Annotated in this window: 26 protein-coding genes; 9 read left to right on the top strand and 17 right to left on the bottom strand. The window is 68.1% G+C overall.

Features of this window, described 5'->3' with window-relative positions:
* Positions 1-97: 97 nt before the first annotated feature.
* Positions 98-1,093, bottom strand: coding sequence for a LacI family DNA-binding transcriptional regulator (locus AC3WS6_RS03650; protein WP_492499713.1), 996 nt, complete (start codon positions 1,091-1,093; stop codon positions 98-100).
* 106 nt (positions 1,094-1,199) lie between these two features.
* Here AC3WS6_RS03650 and hisD point away from each other — a divergent pair, with 106 nt between their 5' ends.
* Genes hisD through AC3WS6_RS03635 form a run of 3 tightly spaced genes read left to right on the top strand, consistent with a single transcriptional unit; the run spans position 1,200 to position 4,026 of the window.
* Complete coding sequence (gene hisD, locus AC3WS6_RS03645; protein WP_492499712.1) at positions 1,200-2,531, top strand: histidinol dehydrogenase; 1,332 nt, start codon at positions 1,200-1,202, stop codon at positions 2,529-2,531.
* Positions 2,528-3,286, top strand: coding sequence for an SDR family NAD(P)-dependent oxidoreductase (locus AC3WS6_RS03640; RefSeq protein ID WP_492499711.1), 759 nt, complete (start codon positions 2,528-2,530; stop codon positions 3,284-3,286). Before hisD ends, AC3WS6_RS03640 begins: the two co-directional genes overlap by 4 nt.
* The gene (locus tag AC3WS6_RS03635) at positions 3,286-4,026 is read left to right on the top strand and encodes an HpcH/HpaI aldolase family protein (RefSeq protein WP_492499710.1); all 741 of its coding nucleotides are present in this window, start codon (positions 3,286-3,288) and stop codon (positions 4,024-4,026) included. The genes AC3WS6_RS03640 and AC3WS6_RS03635 overlap by 1 nt, the downstream gene beginning before the upstream one ends.
* A 159-nt stretch (positions 4,027-4,185) precedes the next feature.
* Here the strand turns inward: AC3WS6_RS03635 and AC3WS6_RS03630 are convergent, their stop codons facing one another.
* The 8 genes from AC3WS6_RS03630 to AC3WS6_RS03595 form a co-directional block, all read right to left on the bottom strand.
* Positions 4,186-4,911 carry an alpha/beta fold hydrolase gene (locus tag AC3WS6_RS03630; protein WP_492499709.1) on the bottom strand — a complete coding sequence of 242 codons (726 nt, stop codon included), beginning with the start codon at positions 4,909-4,911 and terminating at the stop codon, positions 4,186-4,188.
* Between the two features lies 1 nt (position 4,912).
* The gene (locus AC3WS6_RS03625; RefSeq protein WP_492499708.1) at positions 4,913-5,821 is read right to left on the bottom strand and encodes a carbohydrate ABC transporter permease; all 909 of its coding nucleotides are present in this window, start codon (positions 5,819-5,821) and stop codon (positions 4,913-4,915) included.
* On the bottom strand, positions 5,818-6,690 hold the full coding sequence (locus AC3WS6_RS03620) for a carbohydrate ABC transporter permease (protein WP_492499707.1): 873 nt from the start codon (positions 6,688-6,690) through the stop codon (positions 5,818-5,820). The genes AC3WS6_RS03625 and AC3WS6_RS03620 overlap by 4 nt, the downstream gene beginning before the upstream one ends.
* Positions 6,691-6,762: 72 nt before the next feature.
* Positions 6,763-8,070: an ABC transporter substrate-binding protein gene (locus tag AC3WS6_RS03615; protein WP_492499706.1), complete on the bottom strand. Its 1,308-nt coding sequence runs from the start codon at positions 8,068-8,070 to the stop codon at positions 6,763-6,765.
* Between the two features lie 112 nt (positions 8,071-8,182).
* On the bottom strand, positions 8,183-9,406 hold the full coding sequence (locus tag AC3WS6_RS03610; protein WP_492499705.1) for an MFS transporter: 1,224 nt from the start codon (positions 9,404-9,406) through the stop codon (positions 8,183-8,185).
* Positions 9,407-9,505: 99 nt separating this feature from the next.
* Positions 9,506-9,799: a hypothetical protein gene (locus tag AC3WS6_RS03605; RefSeq protein WP_492499704.1), complete on the bottom strand. Its 294-nt coding sequence runs from the start codon at positions 9,797-9,799 to the stop codon at positions 9,506-9,508.
* Positions 9,800-9,802: 3 nt separating this feature from the next.
* Positions 9,803-10,135, bottom strand: coding sequence for a DUF7882 family protein (locus AC3WS6_RS03600; protein WP_492499703.1), 333 nt, complete (start codon positions 10,133-10,135; stop codon positions 9,803-9,805).
* A gap of 118 nt (positions 10,136-10,253) precedes the next feature.
* Positions 10,254-10,658 (bottom strand): MarR family winged helix-turn-helix transcriptional regulator, encoded by a 405-nt coding sequence (locus AC3WS6_RS03595; protein ID WP_492499702.1) that lies wholly within the window; start codon positions 10,656-10,658, stop codon positions 10,254-10,256.
* Between the two features lie 151 nt (positions 10,659-10,809).
* Here AC3WS6_RS03595 and AC3WS6_RS03590 point away from each other — a divergent pair, with 151 nt between their 5' ends.
* Positions 10,810-11,073: a hypothetical protein gene (locus AC3WS6_RS03590; RefSeq protein WP_492499700.1), complete on the top strand. Its 264-nt coding sequence runs from the start codon at positions 10,810-10,812 to the stop codon at positions 11,071-11,073.
* Entirely contained in the window at positions 11,073-11,630 is a 558-nt protein-coding gene (locus tag AC3WS6_RS03585) for a MarR family winged helix-turn-helix transcriptional regulator (protein WP_492501441.1), read from the top strand. Before AC3WS6_RS03590 ends, AC3WS6_RS03585 begins: the two co-directional genes overlap by 1 nt.
* A gap of 207 nt (positions 11,631-11,837) precedes the next feature.
* On the opposite strand, the gene AC3WS6_RS03580 is transcribed toward AC3WS6_RS03585, so the two are convergent.
* From AC3WS6_RS03580 to AC3WS6_RS03570, 3 genes are all read right to left on the bottom strand, one after another.
* A complete protein-coding gene (locus tag AC3WS6_RS03580; RefSeq protein ID WP_492499699.1) occupies positions 11,838-13,430 on the bottom strand; it encodes an MFS transporter in 1,593 nt (530 codons plus the stop codon).
* 99 nt (positions 13,431-13,529) lie between these two features.
* Positions 13,530-13,700 (bottom strand): CsbD family protein, encoded by a 171-nt coding sequence (locus tag AC3WS6_RS03575; RefSeq protein ID WP_314427939.1) that lies wholly within the window; start codon positions 13,698-13,700, stop codon positions 13,530-13,532.
* 53 nt (positions 13,701-13,753) lie between these two features.
* Positions 13,754-14,005 carry a hypothetical protein gene (locus AC3WS6_RS03570; RefSeq protein ID WP_492499698.1) on the bottom strand — a complete coding sequence of 84 codons (252 nt, stop codon included), beginning with the start codon at positions 14,003-14,005 and terminating at the stop codon, positions 13,754-13,756.
* Positions 14,006-14,096: 91 nt separating this feature from the next.
* On the opposite strand from AC3WS6_RS03570, the gene AC3WS6_RS03565 reads away from it, so the two are divergent.
* The gene (locus AC3WS6_RS03565) at positions 14,097-15,710 is read left to right on the top strand and encodes an SDR family oxidoreductase (protein ID WP_492499697.1); all 1,614 of its coding nucleotides are present in this window, start codon (positions 14,097-14,099) and stop codon (positions 15,708-15,710) included.
* A gap of 120 nt (positions 15,711-15,830) precedes the next feature.
* On the opposite strand, the gene AC3WS6_RS03560 is transcribed toward AC3WS6_RS03565, so the two are convergent.
* The 3 genes from AC3WS6_RS03560 to AC3WS6_RS03550 all read right to left on the bottom strand — a co-directional run bounded on the left by AC3WS6_RS03560 (position 15,831) and on the right by AC3WS6_RS03550 (position 20,296).
* On the bottom strand, positions 15,831-17,888 hold the full coding sequence (locus AC3WS6_RS03560) for a BCCT family transporter (protein WP_492499696.1): 2,058 nt from the start codon (positions 17,886-17,888) through the stop codon (positions 15,831-15,833).
* A 95-nt stretch (positions 17,889-17,983) separates the two neighbouring features.
* A complete protein-coding gene (locus AC3WS6_RS03555) occupies positions 17,984-19,672 on the bottom strand; it encodes an ABC1 kinase family protein (RefSeq protein ID WP_492499695.1) in 1,689 nt (562 codons plus the stop codon).
* 24 nt (positions 19,673-19,696) lie between these two features.
* The gene (locus AC3WS6_RS03550; protein ID WP_492499694.1) at positions 19,697-20,296 is read right to left on the bottom strand and encodes a PadR family transcriptional regulator; all 600 of its coding nucleotides are present in this window, start codon (positions 20,294-20,296) and stop codon (positions 19,697-19,699) included.
* A gap of 142 nt (positions 20,297-20,438) precedes the next feature.
* Here AC3WS6_RS03550 and AC3WS6_RS03545 point away from each other — a divergent pair, with 142 nt between their 5' ends.
* Positions 20,439-21,983 carry a glycosyltransferase family 2 protein gene (locus AC3WS6_RS03545; protein ID WP_492499693.1) on the top strand — a complete coding sequence of 515 codons (1,545 nt, stop codon included), beginning with the start codon at positions 20,439-20,441 and terminating at the stop codon, positions 21,981-21,983.
* A 25-nt stretch (positions 21,984-22,008) separates the two neighbouring features.
* On the opposite strand, the gene map is transcribed toward AC3WS6_RS03545, so the two are convergent.
* On the bottom strand, positions 22,009-22,779 hold the full coding sequence (map, locus tag AC3WS6_RS03540) for a type I methionyl aminopeptidase (protein ID WP_492499692.1): 771 nt from the start codon (positions 22,777-22,779) through the stop codon (positions 22,009-22,011).
* Between the two features lie 38 nt (positions 22,780-22,817).
* Between map and AC3WS6_RS03535 the strand changes: the two genes are divergently transcribed.
* Positions 22,818-23,093 (top strand): helix-turn-helix domain-containing protein, encoded by a 276-nt coding sequence (locus AC3WS6_RS03535; RefSeq protein ID WP_492501440.1) that lies wholly within the window; start codon positions 22,818-22,820, stop codon positions 23,091-23,093.
* Between the two features lie 56 nt (positions 23,094-23,149).
* Here AC3WS6_RS03535 and AC3WS6_RS03530 read toward each other — a convergent pair whose 3' ends face one another.
* On the bottom strand, positions 23,150-23,455 hold the full coding sequence (locus tag AC3WS6_RS03530; protein WP_492499691.1) for an ArsR/SmtB family transcription factor: 306 nt from the start codon (positions 23,453-23,455) through the stop codon (positions 23,150-23,152).
* 92 nt (positions 23,456-23,547) lie between these two features.
* Here AC3WS6_RS03530 and AC3WS6_RS03525 point away from each other — a divergent pair, with 92 nt between their 5' ends.
* Positions 23,548-24,756, top strand: a complete 1,209-nt coding sequence (locus tag AC3WS6_RS03525; protein ID WP_492499690.1) for an MFS transporter — start codon at positions 23,548-23,550, stop codon at positions 24,754-24,756.
* Positions 24,757-24,946 lie beyond the last annotated feature (190 nt).

Here is a 24,946-nt window from a genome sequence, read left to right as displayed (position 1 = left end):
CGGTGATCGCTGGCTCCGTCTTCGTCAGTGTATGCGTATGCACAAAGCAGCGCAAGAGAAGATCCTGCGCACACGGTGATCATTGCAGCGGAGGGGGTCAGGACGCGCGGGCGGCGTCGAGGGTGCGCCGCGGCACGAACGCCGATTCGAACCTGGGGTTCTCGAGGTCGGCCGCGGGATCCTCGATGCGCCGCACGATGAGGTCGGCCGCCGTGCGGGCCATGCCGGCGATGTCGTAGCCGATCGTGGCCAGGTCGATGATCGGCCAGGCCGCCTCGGGAAGATCGTCGAAGCCCACGACGGAGAGGTCCTCGGGCACGCGCAGTCCGGCTCGATGGGCGGCGTTCAATGCCCCGTAGGCCACCACGTCGTTACCGCAGAACAACAGGGTGGGTCGGTCGGCACCCGCGAGGATCTCCGCCGCCGCCCCCTCGCCCTCCGCCGCTCCGTAGGGGACCCTCCGCACGAGACTCTCGTCGAGCGCGACGCCCTGCGCCGCGAGCGCCTCCCGCAGCGCCGCTTCGCGACTCTGCGCCGTGCTCGTGTTGCTGGGGCCGAGGACCGCGCCGACCCGGGAGTGTCCGAGCTCCACCGCGCGCCTGACGGCCTCACGGTATCCGGGCGCCGGGTCGACCACCGTCGCATCCGCCTCGACGAACGATCCGGTGCGGTTGAAGTACACGAACGGCAGCCCGCGGTCCTTGAAGCGCAGCGGCGCGACCGACTCGACGGTGGTGGTGGCGAGGATCACACCGTCGAGGCCGTTCGCCAGGAGTCGCTCGACGATCGTGTCGTTGTCGGCGGACTCCGTGTGCAGCATCAGCTGGTACCCGAGGGTCTCGAGCTCGCGGTGCACGGGGGCGATGATGTGGGAGTAGAACTGGTTGTCGAGATCGGTCAGCAGGAGGCCGATACGCCGGGTGCGCCCCGATGACAGTGCACGCCCCGCCTCGCTCGGCACGTATCCCAGAAGCTGGGCGGCCTCGCGGACCCGGAGCTTCGTCGCCTCGGACACCCGCGCGTCGTCGCGCAGCGCGCGAGAGACCGTGGGCTGTGAGACTCCCGCCAAGCGGGCCACGTCTCGGCTGGTCACGACCATGTGCCGCCTCCCCCTCTATCCTCCGGATTCTACCGCTCTTGACCTCACAATGCATACGCGGTCATAATCAGCACATACGTATGCAATGAAAGGAAGGGCCATGCCCCTGCATCTGAAGACCGCGCCGACGAAGACGTTCGCGGACACCGCTCAGCAGGACGTCGCCGAGCGAGTGAGGGGAATCATCGGCGACATCCGCGAGAACGGCGATGCCGCCGTCCGGCGGTACGCCGAGCAGTTCGACAACTGGAGCCGCGACTCCTACCGGCTGTCCGACGAGGAGATCACGGAGATCATCGCCACCCTCGACCCGCAGGTGATCACCGACATCGAGTTCGTGCAGAGCCAGGTGCGCCGCTTCGCGCAGGCGCAGCGGGACTCGCTCGTCGACATCGAGGTCGAGACGCTGCCCGGGGTGTTCCTCGGACAGAAGCATGTCCCGGTTCAGGCAGCCGGTGCCTACATCCCCGGCGGAAAGTACCCGCTGACCGCATCCGCGCACATGACCATCATCACCGCGAAGGTCGCAGGGGTCCCCCGCGTCGTGGCGTGCACGCCGCCCATCCGCGGCGAGATCCCCGCTGCGACCATCGCGGCGATGAAGATGGCCGGCGCCGATGAGATCTACCTGCTCGGCGGCGTGCAGGCCGTCGCGGCGATGGCGGTCGGCACCGATTCGATCGAGCCGGTCAACATGATCGCCGGCCCCGGCAACGCCTACGTCGCCGAGGCCAAGCGCCAGCTGTTCGGCGAGGTCGGCATCGACCTGTTCGCCGGCCCCACCGAGATCCTCATCGTCGCCGACGAGCACGCCGACCCGTTCTTCACCGCGGTCGATCTGCTCTCGCAGGCCGAACACGGCCCCGACTCCCCCGCCGTGCTGGTGACCACATCTCAGTCGCTGGCCGAGGAGGTCATGGACTGGATCGAGAAGATTCTCCCCGGCATGCCCACACGCGACTACGCCGGGCCCGCCTGGCGTGACTGGGGCCAGGTGATCGTCGCCGACGACCTCGACGAGGCCTATCGGATCGCCGACGGCTTCGCCTTCGAGCACGTGCAGATCTTCACGCAGAACCCGCGCGAGGCCCTGGAGCGGATGCACGACTACGGTGCGCTCTTCCTCGGTGAGAACACCTGCGTCTCGTACGGCGACAAGGTGATCGGCACCAACCACGTGCTGCCCACGCTCGGGGCCGCGCGCTACACGGGCGGTCTCTGGGTGGGCAAGTACCTGCGCACCGTGACCTACCAGGAGATCCAGAACGCCGAATCCTCCGCCGAGCTCGGCGCGGTGTGCGGCCGAGCCGCACGCGTCGAGCTGTTCGAGGGCCACGCTCGTTCGGGTGATGCCCGCGCCTGGCGGCATGCCGGCACCGAGTTCGCCTGGATCGACGAGAGCCACGCGGCAGTCGGCGCGGAGTCGCGATGACCGACCTCACCGGTCGCACCGCCGTGATCACCGGCGGCGGCAGCGGACTCGGGGCGGCCATCGCCCGGTCGCTGCACGCCGCCGGTGCGCAGGTGGTCATCGTCGGGCGGGATGCCGAGAAGCTCGATCGCGTCGTCGCGGAGCTCGGGTCGAGGGCACGAGCGCTCCCGTGCGACGTCGCCGACGCGGCATCCGTCGATGCGCTGCGGGAGCAGCTCGCCGACACGGAGGTGTCGATCCTCGTCAACAACGCCGGCATCCCGGGTCCCGTCGCAGCCCTCACCGATATCGAGGTCGACGACTGGGACGAGGTGTTCGGGGTGAACGTGCGCGGGACCTTCCTGCTGTGCAAGGCGCTGCTGCCCGGCATGATCGAGCGCGGCGACGGAGACGTGATCAACGTGGCATCCGTCTCGGGCAAGCGTCCGCTCGCGCACCGCACCCCGTACTGCGCGTCGAAGATGGCAGTCATCGGACTGACCTCGACGCTCGCGTTCGAGGTCGGGCCCTCAGGCGTGCGGGTGAACTCGCTGTCGCCGGGCCCGGTGCAGGGACCGCGCATGGAGCGCAACTTCCGCCTCGAGGCCGAGCGATCGGGCACGAGCATCGACGATGCCGAGCAGGCCTTCGTCTCTCGTGCGGCACTCGGTCGCATGGTCACCGAGCAGGAGGTCGGCGCCGCCGTGATCGCGATGCTGGGCATGCCCGGCATGTGCGGAGCCGACGTCGATCTCTCGGCCGGGATGGTGGCCTGATGCCCTCTCTGCGGGCCCGAGCGCTCGCCGGCGACAAGCTGATCGGAGCGCTGCTGCGCATGCCGTCGGAAGAGCTCGTCGAGATGCTCGCGGTCGCGGAGTTCGACTTCGTGCTGATCGACTGCGAGCACGGCCCGGCCGACCTCGTCGCCCTGCGCCAGCACATCGCGCTGGCCCAGGTGCACGGAGTGCCGGCGATCGTGCGGGTCGGAGAGGGCGATCGCGGGCAGATCCTCCGCGTGCTCGACCAGGGCGCGGAAGGGATCCTCGCCCCTCACCTCGACACGGCGGCGGATGCCGCGGCGCTGGTCGACGCGGCGATGTACCCGCCCGTCGGCAACCGCGGCTTCGCGACCTACAGCCGGGCAGGGCGCTTCGGGCTCGTCGCGCCCTCCGACCACCGCGACTGGTGGCTCGCGAACACGCTCGTGCTGGGCATGATCGAGTCGCCGGGCGGGGTCGCGAACGTCGACGAGATCGTCTCGACGACGCGGCTCGACGGCATCATGGTGGGGCCCGCCGACCTCGCCGCCAGCTCGGGCCCCGACGATCAGCCCGTGCCGGAGGCGATCGCAGCCGTGCATTCGGCGCTCGCGCGCGCCGGCTCGCTGCGCATGGACATCGTCGGCACTCGGGATGCGGCGAGCGCGGCCTTCGCCGACGGAGCCGGCCTCGTCGTCTACAACCTCGCCTCGTCACTCATGGCGCACCTGCGCGGCTTGGCCTCACCCGAGCGCTGACCGCCGATCCGTCGGCATCCTCCGACCGGCATCCACTCGCCCCGTCGGGAGGAGAACTGCGGCTGGGGAGGAGGAGTTCTCGGATTCTCTCCTCCCCAGAGGCATTTCTCCTCCCGAAGGTGAGGGAGGGTAGCCGTCGGAACCGCCGCTCGGCCGCGGTCAGGCGACGACCGTGGTCAATCGCTGCTGGGAGAGCCACGAGCGCACGAGGCGGCCGAACTCCCGCGGGCGTTCGAGGGGCAGCAGGTGACCGGCATCCAGAGTCACCAGTCGGGCGTCGGGCAGCGCCGACACGATCTCGGTGTGGAAGTGCGGCGGGCAGATCACGTCGTCCAGCCCCGACACGACGAGCGTCGGCACACGGAGCCTCCCGAGCCGGGCGAGCATGTCGACGCGCGTGAGCTGCATCTCGAGCTGAGTCCGGAGCAGCGCCTCACCGGTGACGGATCCCATCTGCAGCGTCCTTTCCACCAGGTCGGGACGAGCCGCGGTGAGCTCGCGTCCGAGGAGAGGAGCGAGGATGCTCTGCTGCAGCGCACGCGCATCCGCACCGGCATCCAGTCTCGACAGCCACTCCCGCCACCCCGACCGCTGCGCTTCCGTCGGCGCTTCGGCGTTCGTCGAGGCCAGACAGAGTCCCGCCACGCGTTCCGGCGCGACCAGAGCGAGCGCCATGCCCACGATGCCGCCCAGCGAGTGACCGACGAGCACGAACGTGTCAGGGAGGTCACCGAGCAGCGCCCCGACCTGATCCGAGATAGTGGGGCGATCCAGCACGGGCCGGATCACCCCACCACCCTCCGAGTCGAGTCCGGCATCCGCCCAGAGGTCGGCCGTGCAGTTCATGCCCGCGAGCAGCACGAGCGGTGGAACGGAGCCCGACACGTCAGCCCTTCACGGCACCGTCGCTGAGGCCGGCGACGAGGTACTTCTGCGCGATGCACGCGATCACGAACACCGGGATCGTGAGCAGCATGGATGCGGCTCCCGCCTGTTGCAGCATCGGCAGCGTCTGCCCGAGCTGCGTCGCGATGAACACAGGCACCGTCTTCGACGAGGTGTCGGTCAGCACGAGAGCCGTGAGGTACTCCTGGAACGCGAAGAGGAACACGAAGATCCCGGCGGTCAGGATCCCCGGTCCCATCAGCGGGATCATCACCCGGCGCAGCATCCCGATCCTGGTGCAGCCGTCGATCATGGCGGCCTCGTCGAGCTCTCTCGGGATCTCGGCGAAGAAGTTGCGCAGCAGCCAGATCGTGAACGGCTGATTGATGGCGACGAGGGCGATGGCGAGAGCGAACGTCGTGTCGTAGATGCCGAGGGCCCGACTGATGTCGTACATCGGCAGCACCACCGAGAAGCGCGGGAGCGCGCGGAAGATCAGGGCGAGCACGAGCAGCAGAGCCGAGACGTAGCTGGGGAACCGCGAGAGGGCGTAGGCAGCCGGAATGCCGATGACGAGCGCGAGCACCGTCGAGACGACCGCGACCACCAGGGTGTTGACGAGGTAGTCCGCGAAGTAGGTCGTCTCCCAGAGGTTGACGAAGGCCTGCAGCGTCGGCTCGTAGTCCCAGAACACCGGCGGGTTCGAGAACGCGACGTCGGTGGGCTTCGTGACCGACAGCGCCATCCAGATGAACGGGCTGAGCATCACGATGCAGAGGATGCCGAGGAGCAGCCCCGTGACGACCGGAGGCCGGTTCGGGCCGCGCCGCTTGCGCTTCGATGCGCCGCTGGTGATGATCGCCCGGGTGGAGAGCTCGGAGTCGGAGAGCTCTGAGGTGGTGAGGCTCATCGTTCTGCCTTCGCTTCCTTGAAGATGCCCCGGATGAACGGGATCAGCATGATGAGGATGAGGACGATGGTGAGCACGTTGATCGCGCTGCCGAGGCCGAGGTTCTGGGCCCCGTCGGCGAAGGCCACCGAATAGACGTAGAGCATGATCGACTCGTTGCCGATCGACTGCGCCTGCGGCGACAGGGGGATCAGGTTGTCGAACATCCTCAGGACGTCCATGATCGTGATGAGCGTCACGAACCCGAGCACTCCGCGGATGGTCGGGATGATCACGCTGAGGTGGGTCTGGAACGCGTTCGCGCCGTCGATCTTGGCGGCCTCCTTCAGCTCGTTCGGCACCCCCTGCAGCCCCGCCAGGATGATCAGCATCGCGAACGGCAGCATCGACCAGACCGTGTTCGCGATCACGAGGATCGCGTTCGGCACCTGATCGGTGAACCACAGCACCTGGGTGCCGCCCATCAGTCCGATGAACCGGTTGACGACGCCGCCGAAGCTGTCGTCGAACAACCAGGAGAACGCGACGGCTCCGACGAGGTTGGGCAGCACGTACGAGACGAGCAGGATGCCGAGCACCAGCGGACGGGACGTGGTGATCCTGTTCACACCCGTCGCGATGATGTACCCGAACACGAGCAGGATCACGGTCGTGATGACCGTGACGATCACGGTGAAGGCGACCGCCCGGTGGAAACGCGGATCGGTCAGCGCGTAGACGAAGTTGTCCAGCCCGACGAACGACCCTGGCGAGCCGTAGCGGACCTGTTCGAAGCTCCACTGCACCGTGCGCACCAGCGGAAGCACGAGGAGCGCTCCCATCACCAGCAGGCTCGGAGCGAAGAGCAACCAGAACTCGCGTGTCTTCATAAGCGTCCTCCCTTGGACGAGCTGTGGCCTGAACTCGCGCTCAGGCCACAGCCACGGACCGACGGTCCTGGATCAGCCGACGAATGCCTCGCCCGTGGCCTGCATCTGGGCCAGGCCATCATCGACGGAGACGTTGCCGTTGAGGATCTCAACGAGGATCGGTCGGATCTCGTTCGTCAGATCCGCGAGCACCGGTGAGACGATCGGCGGCATCGTCGAGGCGATCGAGTCGTTGGCGGCGGCGCCGTAGGGCGAGTTCTCTTCGGTCACCATTCCCTCACGTGCCGGGTAGGCCGCGGGAACAGATGCCTTCGATGCGTCCTCGCTCACGGCGGAGGCCATCATCTGGAAGAGCATGTCGTGATCGAGCTTCGTGTTGAACGGAATCGACCAGCCATCGATCGAGAGGCGGTTGTAGGAGTAGTCCGCGTCGGCGGTGAGCTTGGGTGCGCCCGCGAACCCGAAGGAGTCCGAGAGCTTCGAGTTCTCCGGCAGGGTCAGGTCGATCATCCGGCCGGAGAACATGATCGACATGGCGGCCGTGCCGTTGAACATCTGCTGCTGCACCTTGGGCTGGTCGAAGGTCGTGACCTGCGGATCCATGTACGGCTTGAGCGCGAGCATCGCCTCGACGGCCTGCGTGGCCTCGGGGCCGTCGAGCGTCACATCGCCGTCGGCGTTCACGAAGTCGGCTCCGAGGGAGTTCATCGCGGCCTGGAAGCCGGTCGAGACATCGCTCGTCGCGAGCCACGGCAACGCGATCGGGTAGTCCATGAGCCCCTCTGCCTGGATCGCCTCGGCTGCGGTGATCATCTCGTCGAAGGTGGTCGGCACCTCGAGCCCGAGATCCTCGAAGATGTCGGTGCGATATGCCATGACGAACATCTGCGCCTGCATCGGAATCGCGTAGATATCGCCGTCGTACGACATGCCCTCGACCATGGACTCGCTGATCTCTCCCAGGCCGTAGTCGTCGGCGTACTCGTCCCAGAGGTCGTTCAGCGGAACGAGCTTCTCCTCTTCGGCGAAGCCCGGGATGACGAATCCATAGGTCTCGAGGATGTCGTAGGTGCCCGAGTCGCCGGCGAGCGTCGCGGTGGTCTTGGTCACCTGCCCCCCGAAGTCGATCGGGTCGTGCTTCAGCGTCACGTCGTCGGTCGAACAGCTCGACACCATGGTGTCGGTGAACGGGTCGATCGCCGAGGAGTTGTAGGCGAGGACGTTGACCGTGGTCTTGCCCTCCGGAGCCGTGTAGTCACACGACACCGTTGTCGAGTTCGCGTTGTCGGTGCGGGTTCCGGCGCCGCAGCTGGAGAGGGCGATCATGCCCACGGCTGCGAGGGCGATTACCGGCAGTGCCCGATGCTTGATGTGTCCCATGACGCTGATGGTATACGTATGCAACTGACTTAGGGAAGCCTATGTTTTAAGAATTCCTGACCGTTGAATACGTATACTGCACCATGCCAACGCCCGCGCGCCTCCAGCCCGCTCAGCTGCGGGTCTTGCGCCCGTCGAGCACTCCCGCGAGCAGCACGGCGACGAAGGCCGCGGCGGGCGCGACGATCAGTCCGGCACGCAGACTCTCGTTCTCGGCGATGAAACCGACGAACGGCGGTGAGAGCAGGAACCCCAGGCGCAGCAGCCACGACACGATCGTCAGGCCCACGCCCGCGCGCAGACCCGGCAGCTCGTCGGCCGCATGCATGGCTGCAGGGATCAGCGTAGCGATGCCGAAACCGACGGCCGCGAATCCGGCGATCGTCCCCGGCACGCTCGGGAAGATCAGCGCGAGCGTCATGCCACCTGTCGCCATGAGCCCACCGACCCGGGCGACAGCGCGCTGCCCGAATCGATCGGTCATGCCGTCGCCGAGCATGCGTCCGACGAACTGCGCTCCGACCAGGGCGATGAATCCGAGCGGCGCCACGGCGGCGGCCGCACCCAACGACTCCGAGAGATACAGAGTCGCCCACGAGTTGCCCGCGTCTTCGGCGACCGCTCCCGCCATCGCGATCAGGGTGAGGGCGATCACCGCGAACACGACGCGCGGTGCGACACCCCGCCGCACGGCGCCCTGCAGCTCGGCGGGGTCAGCCGTCGTCTCGGCATCCGCCTCTTCATCGCGTCCGGGCAGGCAGAAGCCGAGCGCCGTGATCGCGACGGTCGCGAACACGGCCGTCGAGATGCCGAGGTGCACCCCGAGCGGCAGCTGCAGGGCGATCGCGAGCGCCGCCATGCCCCCACCCAGCACCGCGCCGATCGACCAGATCGCGTGGAACGAGTTGATGATCGAGCGCCCGAATCGGCGCTGCACGCGCAGGCCATGTGCGTTCTGGGCCACGTCGGTGATGGCGTCGGATGCTCCGCCGAGAAGCAGGGCCAGGGCGAACAGGATGCCGGACGGCGCGAGCGCCGCGGCGAGCAGGCCGAGTCCCGTGGCGACGGTGCCGATGACGGCGATCTTCGCGGACCCGAACCGGCGGATGAGCACGGCCGCCAGAAGGCCCGCGGCGATCGCGCCGGCGGGGAAGGCGGCGATCGCGAACCCGTAGCCGACGTTGTCGAGACCGAGCGCCGATTTGATCTCGGGATAGCGCGGAAGGATGTTGGCGAACAGCGCGCCGTTGGTGAGGAACAGCGCCGATACGGCGATGCGTGCACGACGGGCGGCACGATCGGGCACGGTTCGTCGAATCGATTCGGCGGAGGTCATGCGTACGATCGTACATGCATTCGCGGGAGCGCCGAACACGCTTCGGCGCCCACGTTCCACGCCGAGCACGGCGATCCCCTACGGCATCGCGCGCGTTCGTCAGACCAGCGACTCCGGAGCCACTGCCGGTGCGCTCGCCCCGGCCGCCATGATCACGGCCTCCTTGGCCTCGTCGAGCTCATCGAACCGACCGACGAACTCGGAGCTCGGCCCGAAGGCACTGAACCCCTCACCCTCGCGCGTAATGGAACCGAGGAACTGACGACGGTCGTTGCCCACGTGGAATCCGGGATCGACCTCGACCCACAGACCGCGCGGAGCGACCGACGCGGTGCCGCGCTTCGTCGTCGACTTCTTCGCCGCCTTCGCGGCTTTGCGTATGCGAGTGGACATGACTCATGCACTCAGTGCGTGCAGCCCGCGCGAGACACCGAGAGCAGAGGCGAACTCATCGGTCGTCAGATCGAGTCCGCGCGCCGAGTTCGCGGCATTCATCAGCGAGACGAGCAGCGAGCGGTCGAGCTCGTGATCGTCATCATCCATCACGAAACGCAGCGGGATCGACGCGTGGATCCACAGCGTCTCAGCGACACCGGAAGCGGTCTCGATCGTCAGGGGGAAAGACTCGTTACGGCGGAGCTTGGTCACGATCACCGTGCGCAGATGCGCCATCATCTCGTCGACGACCTCGATCGGCGTGCTGGTACTTCCGTATGTCAGGTAACCCATGATTTCTCCTCGTCGCAGACGATTCGATCGCGAAGATCGCTGGCAGATGGCCTAGAAGAAAGATTACTAGGTTACCTAGCTAAATTGCAAAGGAGGGTGAAGGCTCAGACACACGACGTCATGGGAGGTCGTCGATCTCCTCGGCGAGACGTCTGAGGAACCGCGCCACGACGTTGGCCTGCTCGGGCGTGAACTCACTGGCGATCGATTCGATGCGCTGCGTGAGGTCGTCGCCGGGCGAGTTGAGGTCGCGGAGCGATGCACGAAGCACTTTCGATCTCGCGTCGGAGGGATGCGGCGCGACGACCACCTGCCCACGGTCCTGCAGGCGACGCAGGATGCTCGTGACCGCCGCCGTGCTCACGCTCAGGTGCGCGGCGAGGCCGCCCGGGGTCGCCGGAGCATCGACGGGCGCCTCGACGATGAAGCGCATGGCTTCACGGTCGGTGTCGTTGGGGGCGCGCACCGCAGAGAGCCGTCGCGCGAACTGCGCTTCGGCTCTGCGGAGCTCATCTACTCTCATGACGAGTTCCGACGTTCTCGTTCGGGTGTCCCCGTGCGTCGTGTTGGACATTCGTCACCCCCTGACACATCCATGCTACTCGAAAGACACGTAACGAGTCAGACTAGCAAAAGGTAATGCCACCAGGGACTCCTTGTGGATGCGAGGATAGATGTCTGTCGGAAAGGACGTCATGGTCGAGCGATTCACCCTCGAGGAGGCGGGATACATCCTGTATGCCGAGATGCTCGAGCGCCTGCGCGAGCGGTTCCCCACGGTCCCGACGTGGCGTCTCGAGCAGATCGTCACCGCGGAGCACGACGCGATCACCGGTGGCATCCTGCAGATCGTGCCTTCCGAGGTCGAATCCGGCGCGATCGAGATGCTCGAGCGCGAACACCGGCAGGGCCTGAACGACGACGGCGAGGTGGCATGATGGCCGGTTCTGAGGAGTTCTCCCGCTCGGGGTACTGGTACCCCGAATCCGACAGCGCCAGCACGGTCGATGTCCTCAACCTGCTGCGCCGCTACCGCTCGGCAGAGACCGCGATGCGTGCCCGCACGCGGGCGTCGATGGGCATGAACGAGACCGACCTCATCGCCCTCCGCTTCCTGCTGCGCGAACAGCGCGCCGGCCGCATGGTGCGCCCGATCGATCTCGCCCGCACACTCGACATCTCGACGGCATCCACGACCACCCTCATCGACCGCCTCGAGAAGGGCGGCCACGCACGCCGTGAGCCGCACCCCACCGACCGCCGCGCCGGTGTGGTCGTCCCGACGGTGAGCAGTGACGACGAGGTGCGCGAGACCCTCGGTGCCATGCACCGCCGGATGCTCTCGCTCGTCGACGAGATGACCGACAAGGAGCGCGCCGTGGTCACGCGGTTCCTCGCCGGCATGACCTCGGCCATCGAAGAGGCGTCCGATCTCGATCAGGAGCTCCGCGACGTGATCCGTACGCACGAAGAGTCGGAGTCGGCCGGCGAGTAGCTCGGCCCGGACGCCTCAGCCGACTCAGCCGCGCCAGACCCGGCCGCCCCAGATCCGGCAGACCGCGCGAGACGCGGACGTTTCCGCCCCCAGCATCCGCATCTGGCGCGGTCTGCCGGATCTCGGCAGGACTCACACACGACGCCCCGCCGGATCTCGGCAGGACTCACACACGACGCCCCGCCGGATCTCGGCACGCCCCACCGGTCAGGCGTCGGCGACCGGTCCGCGCGCTGCGCCGTCCGGCTGCGCATCCGCATCCTGGGCCCGCTGCTCGATGCGCTCGGGGAAGAGCTCGTCCAGATCGAGATCGGGGTTCTCCTCCTGGGTCTCGACGAGCTCGACCGCCTCTTCGATGCTCTGCACGCTCGGCATCGCGCCGGGCAGCGGCCTGCGTGCCGACTCCTTCAGCACCACCACGGCGATGAAGCCGGCGATCGAGGTTCCGATCACGTAGAAGGCGGGCGCCAGCGACGAGCCCGTCATCTGCACGAGCGCCTCCATCACGACCGGAGCGGTACCCGCGAAGAGCGCGACGGCGAGGTTGTACGAGATGCCCATGCCGCCGTATCGGGACGACGTGGGAAACAGCGCCGGCAGCGACGATGCGAGGTTCGCGACGTAGAACGTCACCGGGAAAGCGAGCAGCACGAGCCCCAGCAGGGTCGACCAGATCTCGCCGTGCATCATGAAGAGGAACGCGGGCACGGCCAGCACGATGGCCGAGACCGACCCGATGAACAGCACCTTCCTGCGCCCGATCCGGTCGGAGAGCTTGCCGGTCAGCGGGATGCTGAGCGCCATCGCCACGAGCACCGGCAGCGTGAGCAGCGTGCCGTGCACCTCGTCGTAGCCGAGCGTCCCGGTGAGGTAGGTCGGCATGTACGACGTGAGCGCGTACCCGACCGTGTTCGCCGCGGCGACCAGCACGAAGGCCGTGAGCAGCTCGCGCCAGTACGCACGGATCAGCGCGATCACACCCTTGGGAGCATCCGCCGAGGCCTTCGCATCGTCGGCAGCGCGGGCCGCCGCATCCTGAGCCTCCTGGAAGGCGGGGGTGTCTTCGATCTTCAGGCGGAAGTAGATCGCGATGAGTCCGAGCGGCAGTGCGACGAGGAACGGGATGCGCCAGGCGAAGCCCTGCATGACCTCGGCCGACAGCGTGAGCTGCAGGATCGACACGAAGGCCGCTCCGATCGCGAAGCCCATGTACGAGCCGAGATCGAGCAGCGATGCGTAGAAGCCGCGGCGCTTGTCGGGCGCGTATTCGGTGATGAAGGTCGTGGCGCCGGCGTACTCGCCACCGGTCGAGAAGCCCTGCGCGAGCTTGAGCACGATCAGCAGAATGGGCGCCCACACCCCGATGACCGAGAAGTCCGGGAGTACGCCGATGAGGAAAGTGGCCGCGGCCATCATGATGAGCGTGAACGCGAGCACGCGCTGGCGCCCGAGGCGGTCTCCGAGCTGACCGAGCACGATGCCGCCGAGCGGACGTGCCACGAAGGTCACCGCGAAGACGCCGAGGGAGAAGAGCGATTGCGCGCCGGCCGATGCGTCGGGGAGGAACGCTCGTCCGATGATCACCGCGAGGTAGCCGTAGACGCCGATGTCGTACCACTCCATGAGATTGCCGACCACGGTGCCCGCGACCGCGCGGCGCAGCATGGGGCGGTCGACGACCGTCACGTCATCGACAGTCAGACGGCGCAGCTCGTCATCTTTGACGAGCCCCAATCGGCGACCGAGACGACGCCACAGAGTCTCTCTCTTCGCAGTGCTGTTCGTGTCGACGTGCGACATGGTGCCCTCTTCTCTCGTGCATCCCGGCGCCGTCGTTGACCCGCCGGAACAGACTGCGGGGAGGCGACGATCGTCGCCTCCCCGCATGGTGGACTGCTCTCAGTTGAGAGCGTCCTTGACGTTCTCTCCGGCCTTCTTGACGTTGGCCTTGGCCTGGTCGGCGCGGCCTTCGGCTTCCAGCTTCTCGTTGTCGGTCACCTTTCCGACGGCTTCCTTCGCCTTGCCGGTGAGGTCCTGAGCGGCATTCTTGATCTTGTCATCGAGTCCCATGAGGGGCCTTTCTCTCTTCCAACGGTGGTCTGGGGGCCGTTCGCTCTGCGATCTCAGAGCGGAATCGACAGGAAGCCGGCGATCACCGGCAGCGATCCGGCGGCGACGAGGGCGACGAGTCCGGCGACGGCGATCGCGCTCCACAGAGGTGAGCGAGCGACTCCGACGGGGACGGGCTCGATGCCCGTGCGGCGGCCGACGGCTTCGCGGGCGGCGCGAGGGGCGAGGCTGATCGAGTCGGTCGTGGCAAGCGCGCGGCGCGCACGGCGGGTGTCTGCGCTGCGGGTCTGCGTCACGGTGGACATGGGATTCCTTTCCTCAGGCAGAAGATTACTAGATGAACTAGTCATATACCAACCTAGTGAAAATCTCAGATTTCCCGCATACGCTCAGCACATGACAGAGCTCACCCAGCCCACGGGGCATGAAGACGCACTGCGAGCACACGCCCGCGCTGACGGATCGGCTCCGCGCGCACTCGTGCTCGGTGCCACCGGATACATCGGCGGTCGCCTCACCCCGCGTCTGCTGAACGCCGGATACCGGGTGCGCACCCTCGCCCGCGACGCTGCGCGCGCAGCATCCTTCCCCTGGGGCACGGAGTGCGAGATCGTCGAGGGCTCGGCAGACGATGCGGATGCCGTCGCAGAGGCCATGCGCGACGTCGATGTCGTGTACTACCTGATCCACTCGATGACCGCGGGCAAGGGATTCGAAGAGAGCGACGAGCGCGCGGCGACGACGGTGGCGGATGCCGCGGCGAAGGCGGGCGTGCGTCGGATCGTGTACCTCGGGGGACTGCATCCTGAAGATGCGAAGCTCTCCCCGCACCTGCGCTCGCGGGTCAGGGTGGGTGAGATCTTCCTCGAGTCCGGAGTGCCGACCGTCGTGCTGCAGGCCGGAGTCGTGATCGGCTCGGGGTCGGCATCGTTCGAGATGATCCGCCACCTCACCGACGTGCTGCCGTACATGCCGGCGCCGAAGTGGGTGCGCAACCGCATCCAGCCCATCGCCGTGCGTGACGTGCTGCACTATCTGCTCGGTGCCGCGCGCGTCGACGACGATGTAAACCGCGCGGTCGACATCGGTGGACCCGATGTGCTGCGCTACGGCCAGATGATGAACGGCTACGCGCTCGAGGCAGGCCTGCGCCAGCGGGCGATCGCCTCGCTGCCTGTGCTGACGCCGGGGCTGGCCTCGCACTGGGTGAACCTCGTGACGCCGGTGCCGCGGTCGATCGCGCGGCCCCTGGTCGCCTCGCTGCAGAACGAGTGCATCGTGAAGGATCGGGCGGTCGATGAGCTGATCCCCCGACCCGAAGGAGGGCTCACACCGTATCGTCGGGCCGTCGCGATGGCCCTCGGACGCGTGGATGCCGACACTATCGAGACGAGCTGGCAGGACGCCGAGGTCTCGGGTGCGCCGAGCGATCCCCTGCCGAGCGACCCGGACTGGGCAGGAAGGACCGTGTTCACCGATGCACGCGCACTGCGCACGAAGGCTCCGGTCGATGCACTGTGGCGGGTGATCATCGGCATCGGAGGTTCGAACGGCTGGTACTCGTCGAAGTTCCTGTGGGCGGTGCGCGGCTGGATGGACCGACTCGTCGGCGGAGTGGGCCTGCGTCGAGGGCGCCGCAGCCGTGTCGAGGCACGCGTGGGCGACGCGATCGACTTCTGGCGCGTCGAGGCCGTCGAGGAACCGGGGCGCGCGACCGACGACTCGCCCGCGAGCGGCGGACTGCTGCGGCTGCGGGCCGAGATGAAGGTGCCGGGCGAGGCGTGGCTCGAGCTGCGCGCGGTGCCCGACGCAGACGGCGCGCGGTACGAGCAGCGAGCCGTGTTCTTCCCCCGAGGACTCTTCGGACGCCTGTACTGGCTGGCCGTGCTGCCCTTCCACGGATTCATCTTCGCGGGCATGGCAGCTCGGATCACAGACGCCGCCGCGCTCCCTGTCGAGACGGTCGCACCGGGCGGGTCGGATTCTGCCGAGACGCCCGCCGTCGCCTGACCCGAGTCGATCCCCACGCGTGGGTGGTCACTTTCGCATCCCCGACCGCGTCGGTGGTCAATTTCGCACCTGAAGTGGCCGTTTCGGATGCTTTATTGACCCCGCACGCGCGGATCAGGCTCAGTCGACCGGACGATCGGGCGTGCGCGGCGGGCCACCGTGCGGGGCACCGGGCGCGGCACCGGCCTCGGCCGACTGCTCGGCTAGACCCGCGGGGTCGGCGCCGGCATCCGCACCGGCATCCGCATCCGCGCCGGCATCCGCGCCGGCATCCGCATCCGCATCCGCATCCGCATCCGGGATGATGTCGATCGCCTCGGTCGCGGTCGCGTAGACCTCGGCGAGGCTGTCGTCGACGTCGGCCTCATCGATCCAGGCGAGGTCGTCTTCGGAGTGGTCGTACTCGACGGGCACGAGGGCGAAGTCGTCGCCGTACTCCTCGAGACCCGCCATGACGCTGTGGCGCACGGCCATGCGGGCATAGCGCTCGCGGAGGATCATGGGGTCTCGCCGCAGATCCTTCATGAACGCCACCATCATGAACGCCATGATCACCGCGAACGGCAGCGCAGCGATGATCGTGACGTTCTGCAGCGACTTGAGTCCGCTGCCCTCTTCGCCGGTGACGAGCAGCACGGCCGCGATCACGCCGACCAGGATTCCCCAGACCACGGCGACCCAGCGCGACGGTTCGGGGCGCCCCTGCTGCGAGAGCGTGCCCATCACGAGCGAGGCCGAATCGGCGCCGGTGATGAAGAAGATCGAGATCAGCAGGATCAGCACGATGCTGGTGATCAGCGGGAACGGCAGGTTCTCGAGCACGCCGAAGAGCACCTCTTCGGGCGGGTCCACGGTGAGACCCGCGCCGTCCATCTGCTGCTGGATCGCCGTGGTTCCGAAGATCGCGAACCAGACGAGCGAGATCGCGGCGGGAACCAGGATGACGACCGAGACGAACTGGCGCAGCGTGCGGCCTCGCGAGATCTTGGCGATGAACATGCCCACGAACGGCGACCACGAGATCCACCACGCCCAGTAGAAGATCGTCCAGCTCGACAGGAACATCTGCGCCTCGTCGCCCTGCGACGCCGACCGCGCGACCATCTCGGGCAGATCGCCGAGGAACTGCACGGCCACCGAGGGGATGACGTTGAGGATCAGCAGCGTCGGCCCGACGAAGAACACGAAGAACGCGAGCAGCAGCGCGACGACCGCGTTGATGTTCGACAGCGCACGGATGCCCTTCGAGACGCCGGAGACGGCCGAGGCGATGAAGCAGGCGGTGAGCACGGCGATCGCCGCGATGAGCACGCCGTTGCCGAGTTCGCCGATGCCGCTGACGATCTCGACGCCATGACCGATCTGCAGGGCGCCGAGGCCGAGCGAGGCGGCGGTGCCGAAGAGCGTGACGATGATCGAGAAGATGTCGATCGTGCGGCCGAGGGGTCCGGTGGTGCGGCCCTCGCCGAGCAGTGGCGCGAAGATCGAGGAGATCAGGGGCGTGCGGCCACGACGGAACGCGCCGTACGCGATCGCGCCGCCGACCAGCGCGTAGAACGCCCACGCCTGCGGACCCCAGTGATAGAGCACCTGCGCCTGCGCCGTGTGCATGGCCTCGAGGGTGTTGGCCTCGACCGTTCCGGGCGGCGGGTTCTCGAAGAAGGTGAGCGGCTCGGCGGCGCCCCAGAAGACGAGCCCGATGCCCATTCCTGCGGCGAAGAGCATCGAGATCCACGAGAACATCGAGAACTCGGGCTCTTCGTCATCGCGACCCAGCGGGATGCGTCCGTACCGACTGAAGCCGACGAACAGCATGAAGACCAGGATGACGGTGGCGATCGTCGTGAAGAAGACCCCGAAGTATTCGACGACCCAGGCGAGCACGGTCGAGGTCGTGCCCGAGAGGTTGTCGCCCGCGAACACGCCCCACGCGATGAACGCGAGTGTCAGCGCGACGGCGACGCCGAAGACGAGCGGATCGGTGCGGTAGGTGCGTCCGGTCTCTTCGACCGAGACACCGGGCACGAGAGCCGGATGCACGCCGCGCGGCGGAACCGCGGCGATATCACGGACGATCTTCTGGGCGGCCTCGGTGGCCTTGGCGGCCTGCCTGATCGCGGCGGTGGAGGTCTTCGGAGGGTCGTTCCGCGGGGGCGTCTTCTCATCCGGAGTGTCCATGGGAACCCATTCTCCCATGCCGGCATTCTGGGCCCTGAGGCCCGGTCGTTGAGCGAAGACGACGAAGCCGACTCAGACGAAACGTCGCGCGCGCCTCAGCGCTGGCGGCGACCGCCGAAGACCGAGTGCAGCAGCGGCAGCGCCGAGACGCTGATCAGGGTGATGCCGAGCGGCGGCAGCGGCGTGACGAGCAGCGCGCCGCCCACGAGCATCGCGGCGAAGAGCACGCCCGATCCGATGCGGCGCGCGATGCCCTCGAGCCGGTCGAGGCGACGTTCGAGTGCCGAGGTGTCGAACGTGACGTTGCCGTCGTCGACGCGCGTGATGATGGCGTCGATCCGCTTCGGCAGGCGATACGTGACCGCCATCGTCTCCATGGCCTGCTGCGCCATGTCCTGCACGAGGCCCGCCGACTCGTCCCGCAGCAGTCGCCCCGCGTAGGGCTCTGCGGCATCCCACACGTTGAACGACGGGTCGAGGCTCGAGCACATGCCCGAGGTCAGCGACACCGCGCGGATCAGCAGCAGCATGTTCTCGGGCAGCTGCAGCGGAAGCGAGCGCACCATGTCGCCGAACTCGTCCGCGAAGTCGGTGAACTCCCGCGGATCGACCTTGCTGAGCTCGGCGAAGCCCATGCCGCCGAAGCGGGCGAACAGCGCGCGGAGGGCGCGTTCGAGTTCGGCCGTGTCCGCGGAGGGCAGCAGCACGCCGATCTCCTGCGCCGCGGTGACGAGCCCCCGGCTGTCGCGACCGGCGACCGCGATCAGCAGCGTGCGCAGTCCGTCGCGCAGGTTGTCAGGCACCTCGGCCATCATCCCGAAGTCGATGAAGGTGAGGCGGAAGTTGCGGCCGGTGGCGGATGCCGGCTCCGGCGTCACGAAGATGTTGCCGGGGTGCGGGTCGGCGTGCACGAAGCTGTGCGTGAACACCTGGTCGAACATGACCTCGGCGAACACATCGGCGACCTCCGACGGGTCGATGCCCGCCGCACGCAGAGCATCCGTGTCGTTGATCTTGATCGCAGTGACGTCAGACAGCGTGAGCACACGACGGGTCGAGCGCTCCCAGACGATCTCGGGGGCATCGACCCGCGCATCTCCGGCGAAGTTCTCGCGGAACCGCTCGGCGCTGGCCGCCTCGTGCAGGTAGTCGATCTCTTCGAGACTGGTGTGTGCGAACTCCTCGACGAGACCGGGAGCGTCGACGCGGTCCGAGACCAGACGCACACGCATCGCCCAGCGGGCGACGCGACGCAGGGCGGCGAGGTCGACCGCCACGATCTCATCGATGCCGGGACGCTGCACCTTGACGACGACGTTTCCGAGACCGGTGTCGACGGCGTCCTGGGCGTCGAGACGGGCGCGATGCGCCTGCCCGAGGGATGCCGCGGCCACCGGCGTCTCGTCGAACCAGGCATAGGCCTCATCGAGCGAGCGCCCGAGCTCGGCCTCGGCCGCCGCGCGGATGTCGGCGAACGGCACCGCGGGCACCTCGTCCTGCAGCCCCTCGAGCTCCTTGGTGATCTCGGGCGGCAGCACGTCGAGGCGCGACGACATGAACTGCCCGACCTTGATCATGAGGCCGCCGAGATCGACCGCCAGCACGTGGAACCGCCGGGCGAAACGCTGCATGCGCGAGGCCCTGGAGCGCTCGGCGATCGAGCTCATCCCGAACCGCGGCAGGACGAGCTCGAACCACCAGACCTTGAGGAACTCGCGCGCCGCGAACGACAGGATGCGGCGGTACCGGGCACGATGGGCGCCCTGCGCCGCAGCATCCGTCATGTGTCGTCCCTGGGTCGTGTGCGATCAGTCCTGAGCGAGGATCGTGTACAGCCTACGGCGGGCCTCATCGAGGATCTCGACCGCCTGCTGCACCTGCTCGGTGCTGCCGCTGCGTCCGACCTGAGCCGCGGCGGCCGCGAGGTCGACGCCGGCCTTGGGAAGAGCACTATAGCGGGGGTTGTCGTGCAGGCTCTCGCCCTTCGACTGCGACTCCCACGGCGCGGGGGTCTCGGTGCTCTCGACCGCGACCTCACGACCGGCCTCGGTGAGCGAGTAGGTCTTTCGCCCGTTCTGCTCCTCGGCGACGATGAGACCTTCGTCGGCGAGCAGCTGCAGGGTGGGGTAGACCGAGCCGGCACTCGGCTTCCACGATCCGCCACTGCGCTCGGCGATCTCGTTGATGATCTGGTAGCCGTGCATGGGCCTCTCGGCGAGGAGCGAGAGCACGGCGGTGCGCACGTCGCCCTTGGCCATGCGGGATCCGCCACTGGGGCGCTGTTCGAAGGACTTCTCGAAGCTCTTGCGGAGCTGGTCCATGGCGTCGAAGATGGCGGATGCGGGGCCTCCGGAGCCTGCACCGAAGCCGGATCCGCCGAAGGGGTTCGAGGGGAATGCGTTGTTCATGGTGACCTCCCTGGAGTGGTGAGCGATAGTCAACGATATATCGTTAACCCTGGGAGTGGGGTGTGGATCCGCCGCCTGCACGCACACGCTGCTGAACGCAACCCCCGTGTGCTCCACAGGTCTCGGTGCTTGACTGCGGGGGATGTCGAATCTGCGTGTGAGTGTCGTCGTGCCCGTCTTCCGCCCCGGGAAGGCCATCGATGCGCTCATCGCGTCTCTGGATCGGCAGACTCTCGATGCGTCGCAGTTCGAGGTCCTGCTGTGCGACGACGGCTCGGGCGATGAGACCACAGAACTCCTCGCCGCGGTGGCTGCCGAGCGGCCGAACGTGCGGGTGCTCGATCTGCCGCACTCCGGCTGGCCGGGCACCCCTCGGAACCGTGGCGTCGAAGCCGCGCGCGGCACCTACGTGCAGTTCGTGGATCAGGACGACTGGCTGTTCGACTCCGCGCTCGAGCGACTGAGCGACTTCGGCGACGAGCACGGGTCGGATGTGATCGTCGGCAAAGAGGTCGGCATCGGCCGCCGCCTGCCGAGCCGGATCTTCCGTCGCGACGTGCCGCACGCCCGCCTCGGCGAGGATCCGCTGCTCGAGATGCTGACGCCGCACAAGATGTTCCGCACCTCTTTCCTGCGCGAGAAGGGCATCCGCTTCCCCGAGGGCAAGGTGCGCCTCGAGGATCACCTCTTCGTGATGCGGGCGTACTTCGAAGCCGAGACGATCTCGATCTTCGCGAGCGAGCCCTGCTACGCATGGGTGAAGCAGCCCGGCAGCGCCAGTTCGTCGCGCATCGATCCCGAGACGTACTTCCCGCACCTGGATGCCGTGCTCGACCTGGTGGAGCAGTACACCGAGCCCGGGCGGCTGCGCGACCGACTGCTGCGGCACTGGTTCCGCGGCAAGATCCTCCAGCGGATCGCGGGCAAGCGGCTCGTCAACTACCCCGCCGACTACCGAGACCGGCTGCTCGACGTGGTGACCCCTCTCGTGCAGCGGCGCTTCGGTCCGGGCGTCGACCGCGGTCTGGCGTTCCCCAACCGCATCCGGGCCGCGCTGCTCAAGGCGGGACGTCGCGACGACCTGCTCGAATTCGCCCGCTACGAGGCGGAGATGGCCTGCCGGGCCGCCGTCACGAAGGCGCGCTGGTCGCGTGGAGGTGGGCTGTATCTGACGATCCGCGTCGACATCACGCGCGACGGCGCAGACGCACTCGCATTCGAGCCGGGCTCGGGACGACTGACCTCACTGCCCTTCTCGACCGCCGAGCTGCCGTCGGATCTGCTGCTCGCGCGCCGGGAGCTCGAGAACGACCAACTGGAGCTGTTCCTGCGCGACACCTCGACCGGCGATGAGCGTCGCATCGCCGCATCGTCGCTGCAGGACCGCACTTCGGCGACGATCGCGGTCGACCCCCTCAAGATCTTCGGCCCGTCGGACGAGACGCGGGAAGTGCGACTCGTCGCCAAGGTGCGGCGGGCGGGCTGGACGTTCGATGTCCCCCTCAAATCGGATGCCGCGACACTCGCCGCGGCCGGGCACTCCCCGCTGCTCGCGGGTCGGACGTGCACTCCTGTGGCGACCCGCGGAGGGGCCGTCGAACTGCGGCGCGTCTGGCCGGGCGGACGGCTCAAGGATCTCGCCGGCCGGGCCGCGCGCCGGGTGCGCAGCAGGTCGCGCGGGCGCTGACTGCTCGCCCCGCGGGGCGGATTCGTCAGCGCGCCAGGGTGAGGATCTCCGCTCCGTCTCGCGTGATCGCGACGGTGTGCTCGCTGTGCGCGGTGCGGCATCCGGTCGCGCTGCGCAGCGTCCACCCGTCGGCGTCGGTGACGAGGCGGTCGGTGTCGGCCATGACCCAGGGCTCGAGGGCCAGCAGCAGTCCCGGCCTCAGAACGTAGCCGCGACCGGGGCGCCCATCGTTGGCGACGTGCGGGTCCTGGTGCATCGTCGATCCGATGCCGTGCCCGCCGAACTCGAGGTTGACCCGGTACCCGGCCTCAGCCAGCACCGCTCCGATCGCGTGCGATAGGTCACCCGTGCGAGCACCGGGGCGAGCAATCGCGATCGCCGCCGCCAGGGCGCGCTCGGTCGCGTCGATCATCGCGAGGTCGTCAGGTGCGGCCGTCGCGCCGACGACGAAGCTGATCGCCGCGTCTGCCGCGACACCGTGCAGCTTCACTGCCAGATCGAGCGTCAGAAGATCACCATCGGCCAGCACGTAGTCGTGCGGCATCCCGTGGAGGACAGCATCGTTGACCGCCGTGCAGACATAGTGCCCGAACGGTCCACGCCCGAAGGAGGGCGCATAGTCGACGTAGCACGACTCGGCGCCGGCCTGTTCGATGAGTTGCTTGGTCCACCGGTCGAGGTCGAGCAGATTCACTCCGACCACCGACCGACTCTTGAGGGTCTGGAGTATCGAGCCGACCAGCGCGCCGGTCTCTCGTGCTCTGCGGACCTGTTCCGGATTCAGGATCTCGATCATAAGCGGTAATACTATACCGGTAATAGTATGGGCGCATGATGGTTCGCATGCCCCTCACCCCCGCCGACGTCGAACGCGGAGAACGCCTCGGCGCGCTGCTTCGGCGAGCTCGCGGTGCGCGGTCGATGCTGAGCGTCGCGCTCGACGCCGGGATCTCACCCGAGACCCTTCGCAAGATCGAATCGGGCCGGGTGGCCACCCCCTCGTTCTCGACGATCGCCGCCGTCGCCGGAGTGCTGCACCTCTCCCTCGACGCCGTCTGGGCCGAGGTCGAGTCGGCACACGCAGCCGCGAGCACGCGCGTCGCTTCCTGAGCGACCCTCCTCCTCGTCACGCGGCCACGTCGAATCGAGCTCGCCCACCCCGCGGATCACGACCGCAGCACCGACTCCAGGAGCCCCGGGAACAACTCGTCGAGATCATCGCGCCGCAGCGTCAGCATGCGCCGACGTCCGTTCGGCTCATTGCGGATCACTCCGGCCTCACGCAGCACCTTCATGAAGTGCGACTTCGTCGACTTCGGCAGATTCGGATCCGTCGCGTGACACTCCGCCATGTCGAGCGGACCGTCGGCGAGCTGGCGCGCGATCGCGAGTCGCTCCGGGTCGCTGAGCGCGAAGAGCACGTCGGTCAGCTGGATCTCGGAGCGATCCGGATGAGGCAGGTCGCCAGGCATGGTTCGAGAATAGTTGAACAATCGAGCCAGGGCGAGTACGCTCCAACAGTTCGATGATTGTCGAACCGAATTTTCCGAACCGAGGAGCACGGATGACGATGACAGCCCCGACGCCCGTCGCGACAGCATCCGCCCGTCGTTCACGCTTCGGTTTCGTGCTGGCGGTCGCCGCCCAGATCGCGATGATGGTCGGCGCGAGCGCCCCCTCGCCGTTCTACCCCGTGCTCGCTGCCGAGATCGGGTTCGACTCGATCGTGATCAGCGCAGTCTTCGCCGTCTATGCGATCGCGCTTCTGCTCGCCCTGCTCAGCGCCGGGTCGCTCTCCGACCACATCGGCCGGCGACCGGTCGCGATCTCGGGCTTCCTGCTGCTCGCTGCCAGCATGGTGCTGTTCTGGCATGCCGACACCGTGGCGACCCTCGTGCTCGCTCGGGTGCTGCAGGGCGCGGCGAGCGGCGTGCTGATCTCGACCCTGTCGGCCGCGGCCCTCGACCTCGCACCGCAGGGCAAGGCGCGCATCGCGGCGCTGTGGAACGCGCTCAGCCCCGGAATCGGCCTCGGACTCGGCGCGGTGCTGGCCGGCATCGTGCTCGACGTCACCGGAGAACCGCTGCTCGACGTGTTCGCGCCGCTGACCGTGATCTACGTGCTCCTCGCCGGGCTCTTCGTGCTCGCACCCGAGACGGCACCACTGCGGGCCGGGGCGTGGGCATCGCTGCGGTTCCGCCTCTCGGTGCCGGCCGAAGTGCGCGGCGATTTCTGGCGAGGCGCCCCGGCCGTCATCGCCGGCTGGGCGACCGGCGGCCTGTTCCTCTCGCTCGGCGCCACGATCGTGCACAGCGAACTCGGCGGCGTCGCACACTCGTGGCAGGGCCTCGCGGTCGGGATGCTCGCCGGCGTCGGCGCGATCACGGCGTTCCTCATGCGCCGCCGCAGCCCTCGCACGTCGGTGATCTTCGGCACCTCAGCCCTCGCGACCGGCACGGCGCTCTCGCTCGTGGCACTGAGCCTCGGATCGCTGCCCTTCTACCTCGCGGCGACCGCGATCACGGGTATGGGCTTCGGCACGGCGTTCTCGGGCGTGGTCGCCTCGCTCGCGCCGCGGATCCCGCCCGCCGAGCGCGCCGACACGTTCGCCGTGATCTACGTGCTCGCCTACTCGGCCTTCGGAGTGCCCGCCGTCGTCGCCGGTCTGCTCGTGGCGCCGCTCGGACTCGGCACGGTGTGCGTCGGCTACGGAGCGGTGGTCATCGTGCTCGCAGTGATCGCGCTGGTGCTGCGCGTGCGCCGGTCGGAGTAGGCGCGGGTCCGCGTCGTCCGGGACGGGCGGCCCACCCCGGACGACGGGACGGGCGGCGATCTCGGCGATGGGCGGATGCTCAGGCGCGAGACGTCCGCCCGACAGGGAGAAGGCCGCCCGACGCGGACCTCGGCCGCCCGACGCGCGGACCTCGGCCGCCCGACGCGCGGACCTCGGCGACCCCGCATCC

Source organism: Microbacterium sp. EB106-03-03-XG65 (genome assembly GCF_058791955.1).
Note: the sequence above shows the minus strand (reverse complement) of the source record. Positions and strands in the feature narration are given on the sequence as shown.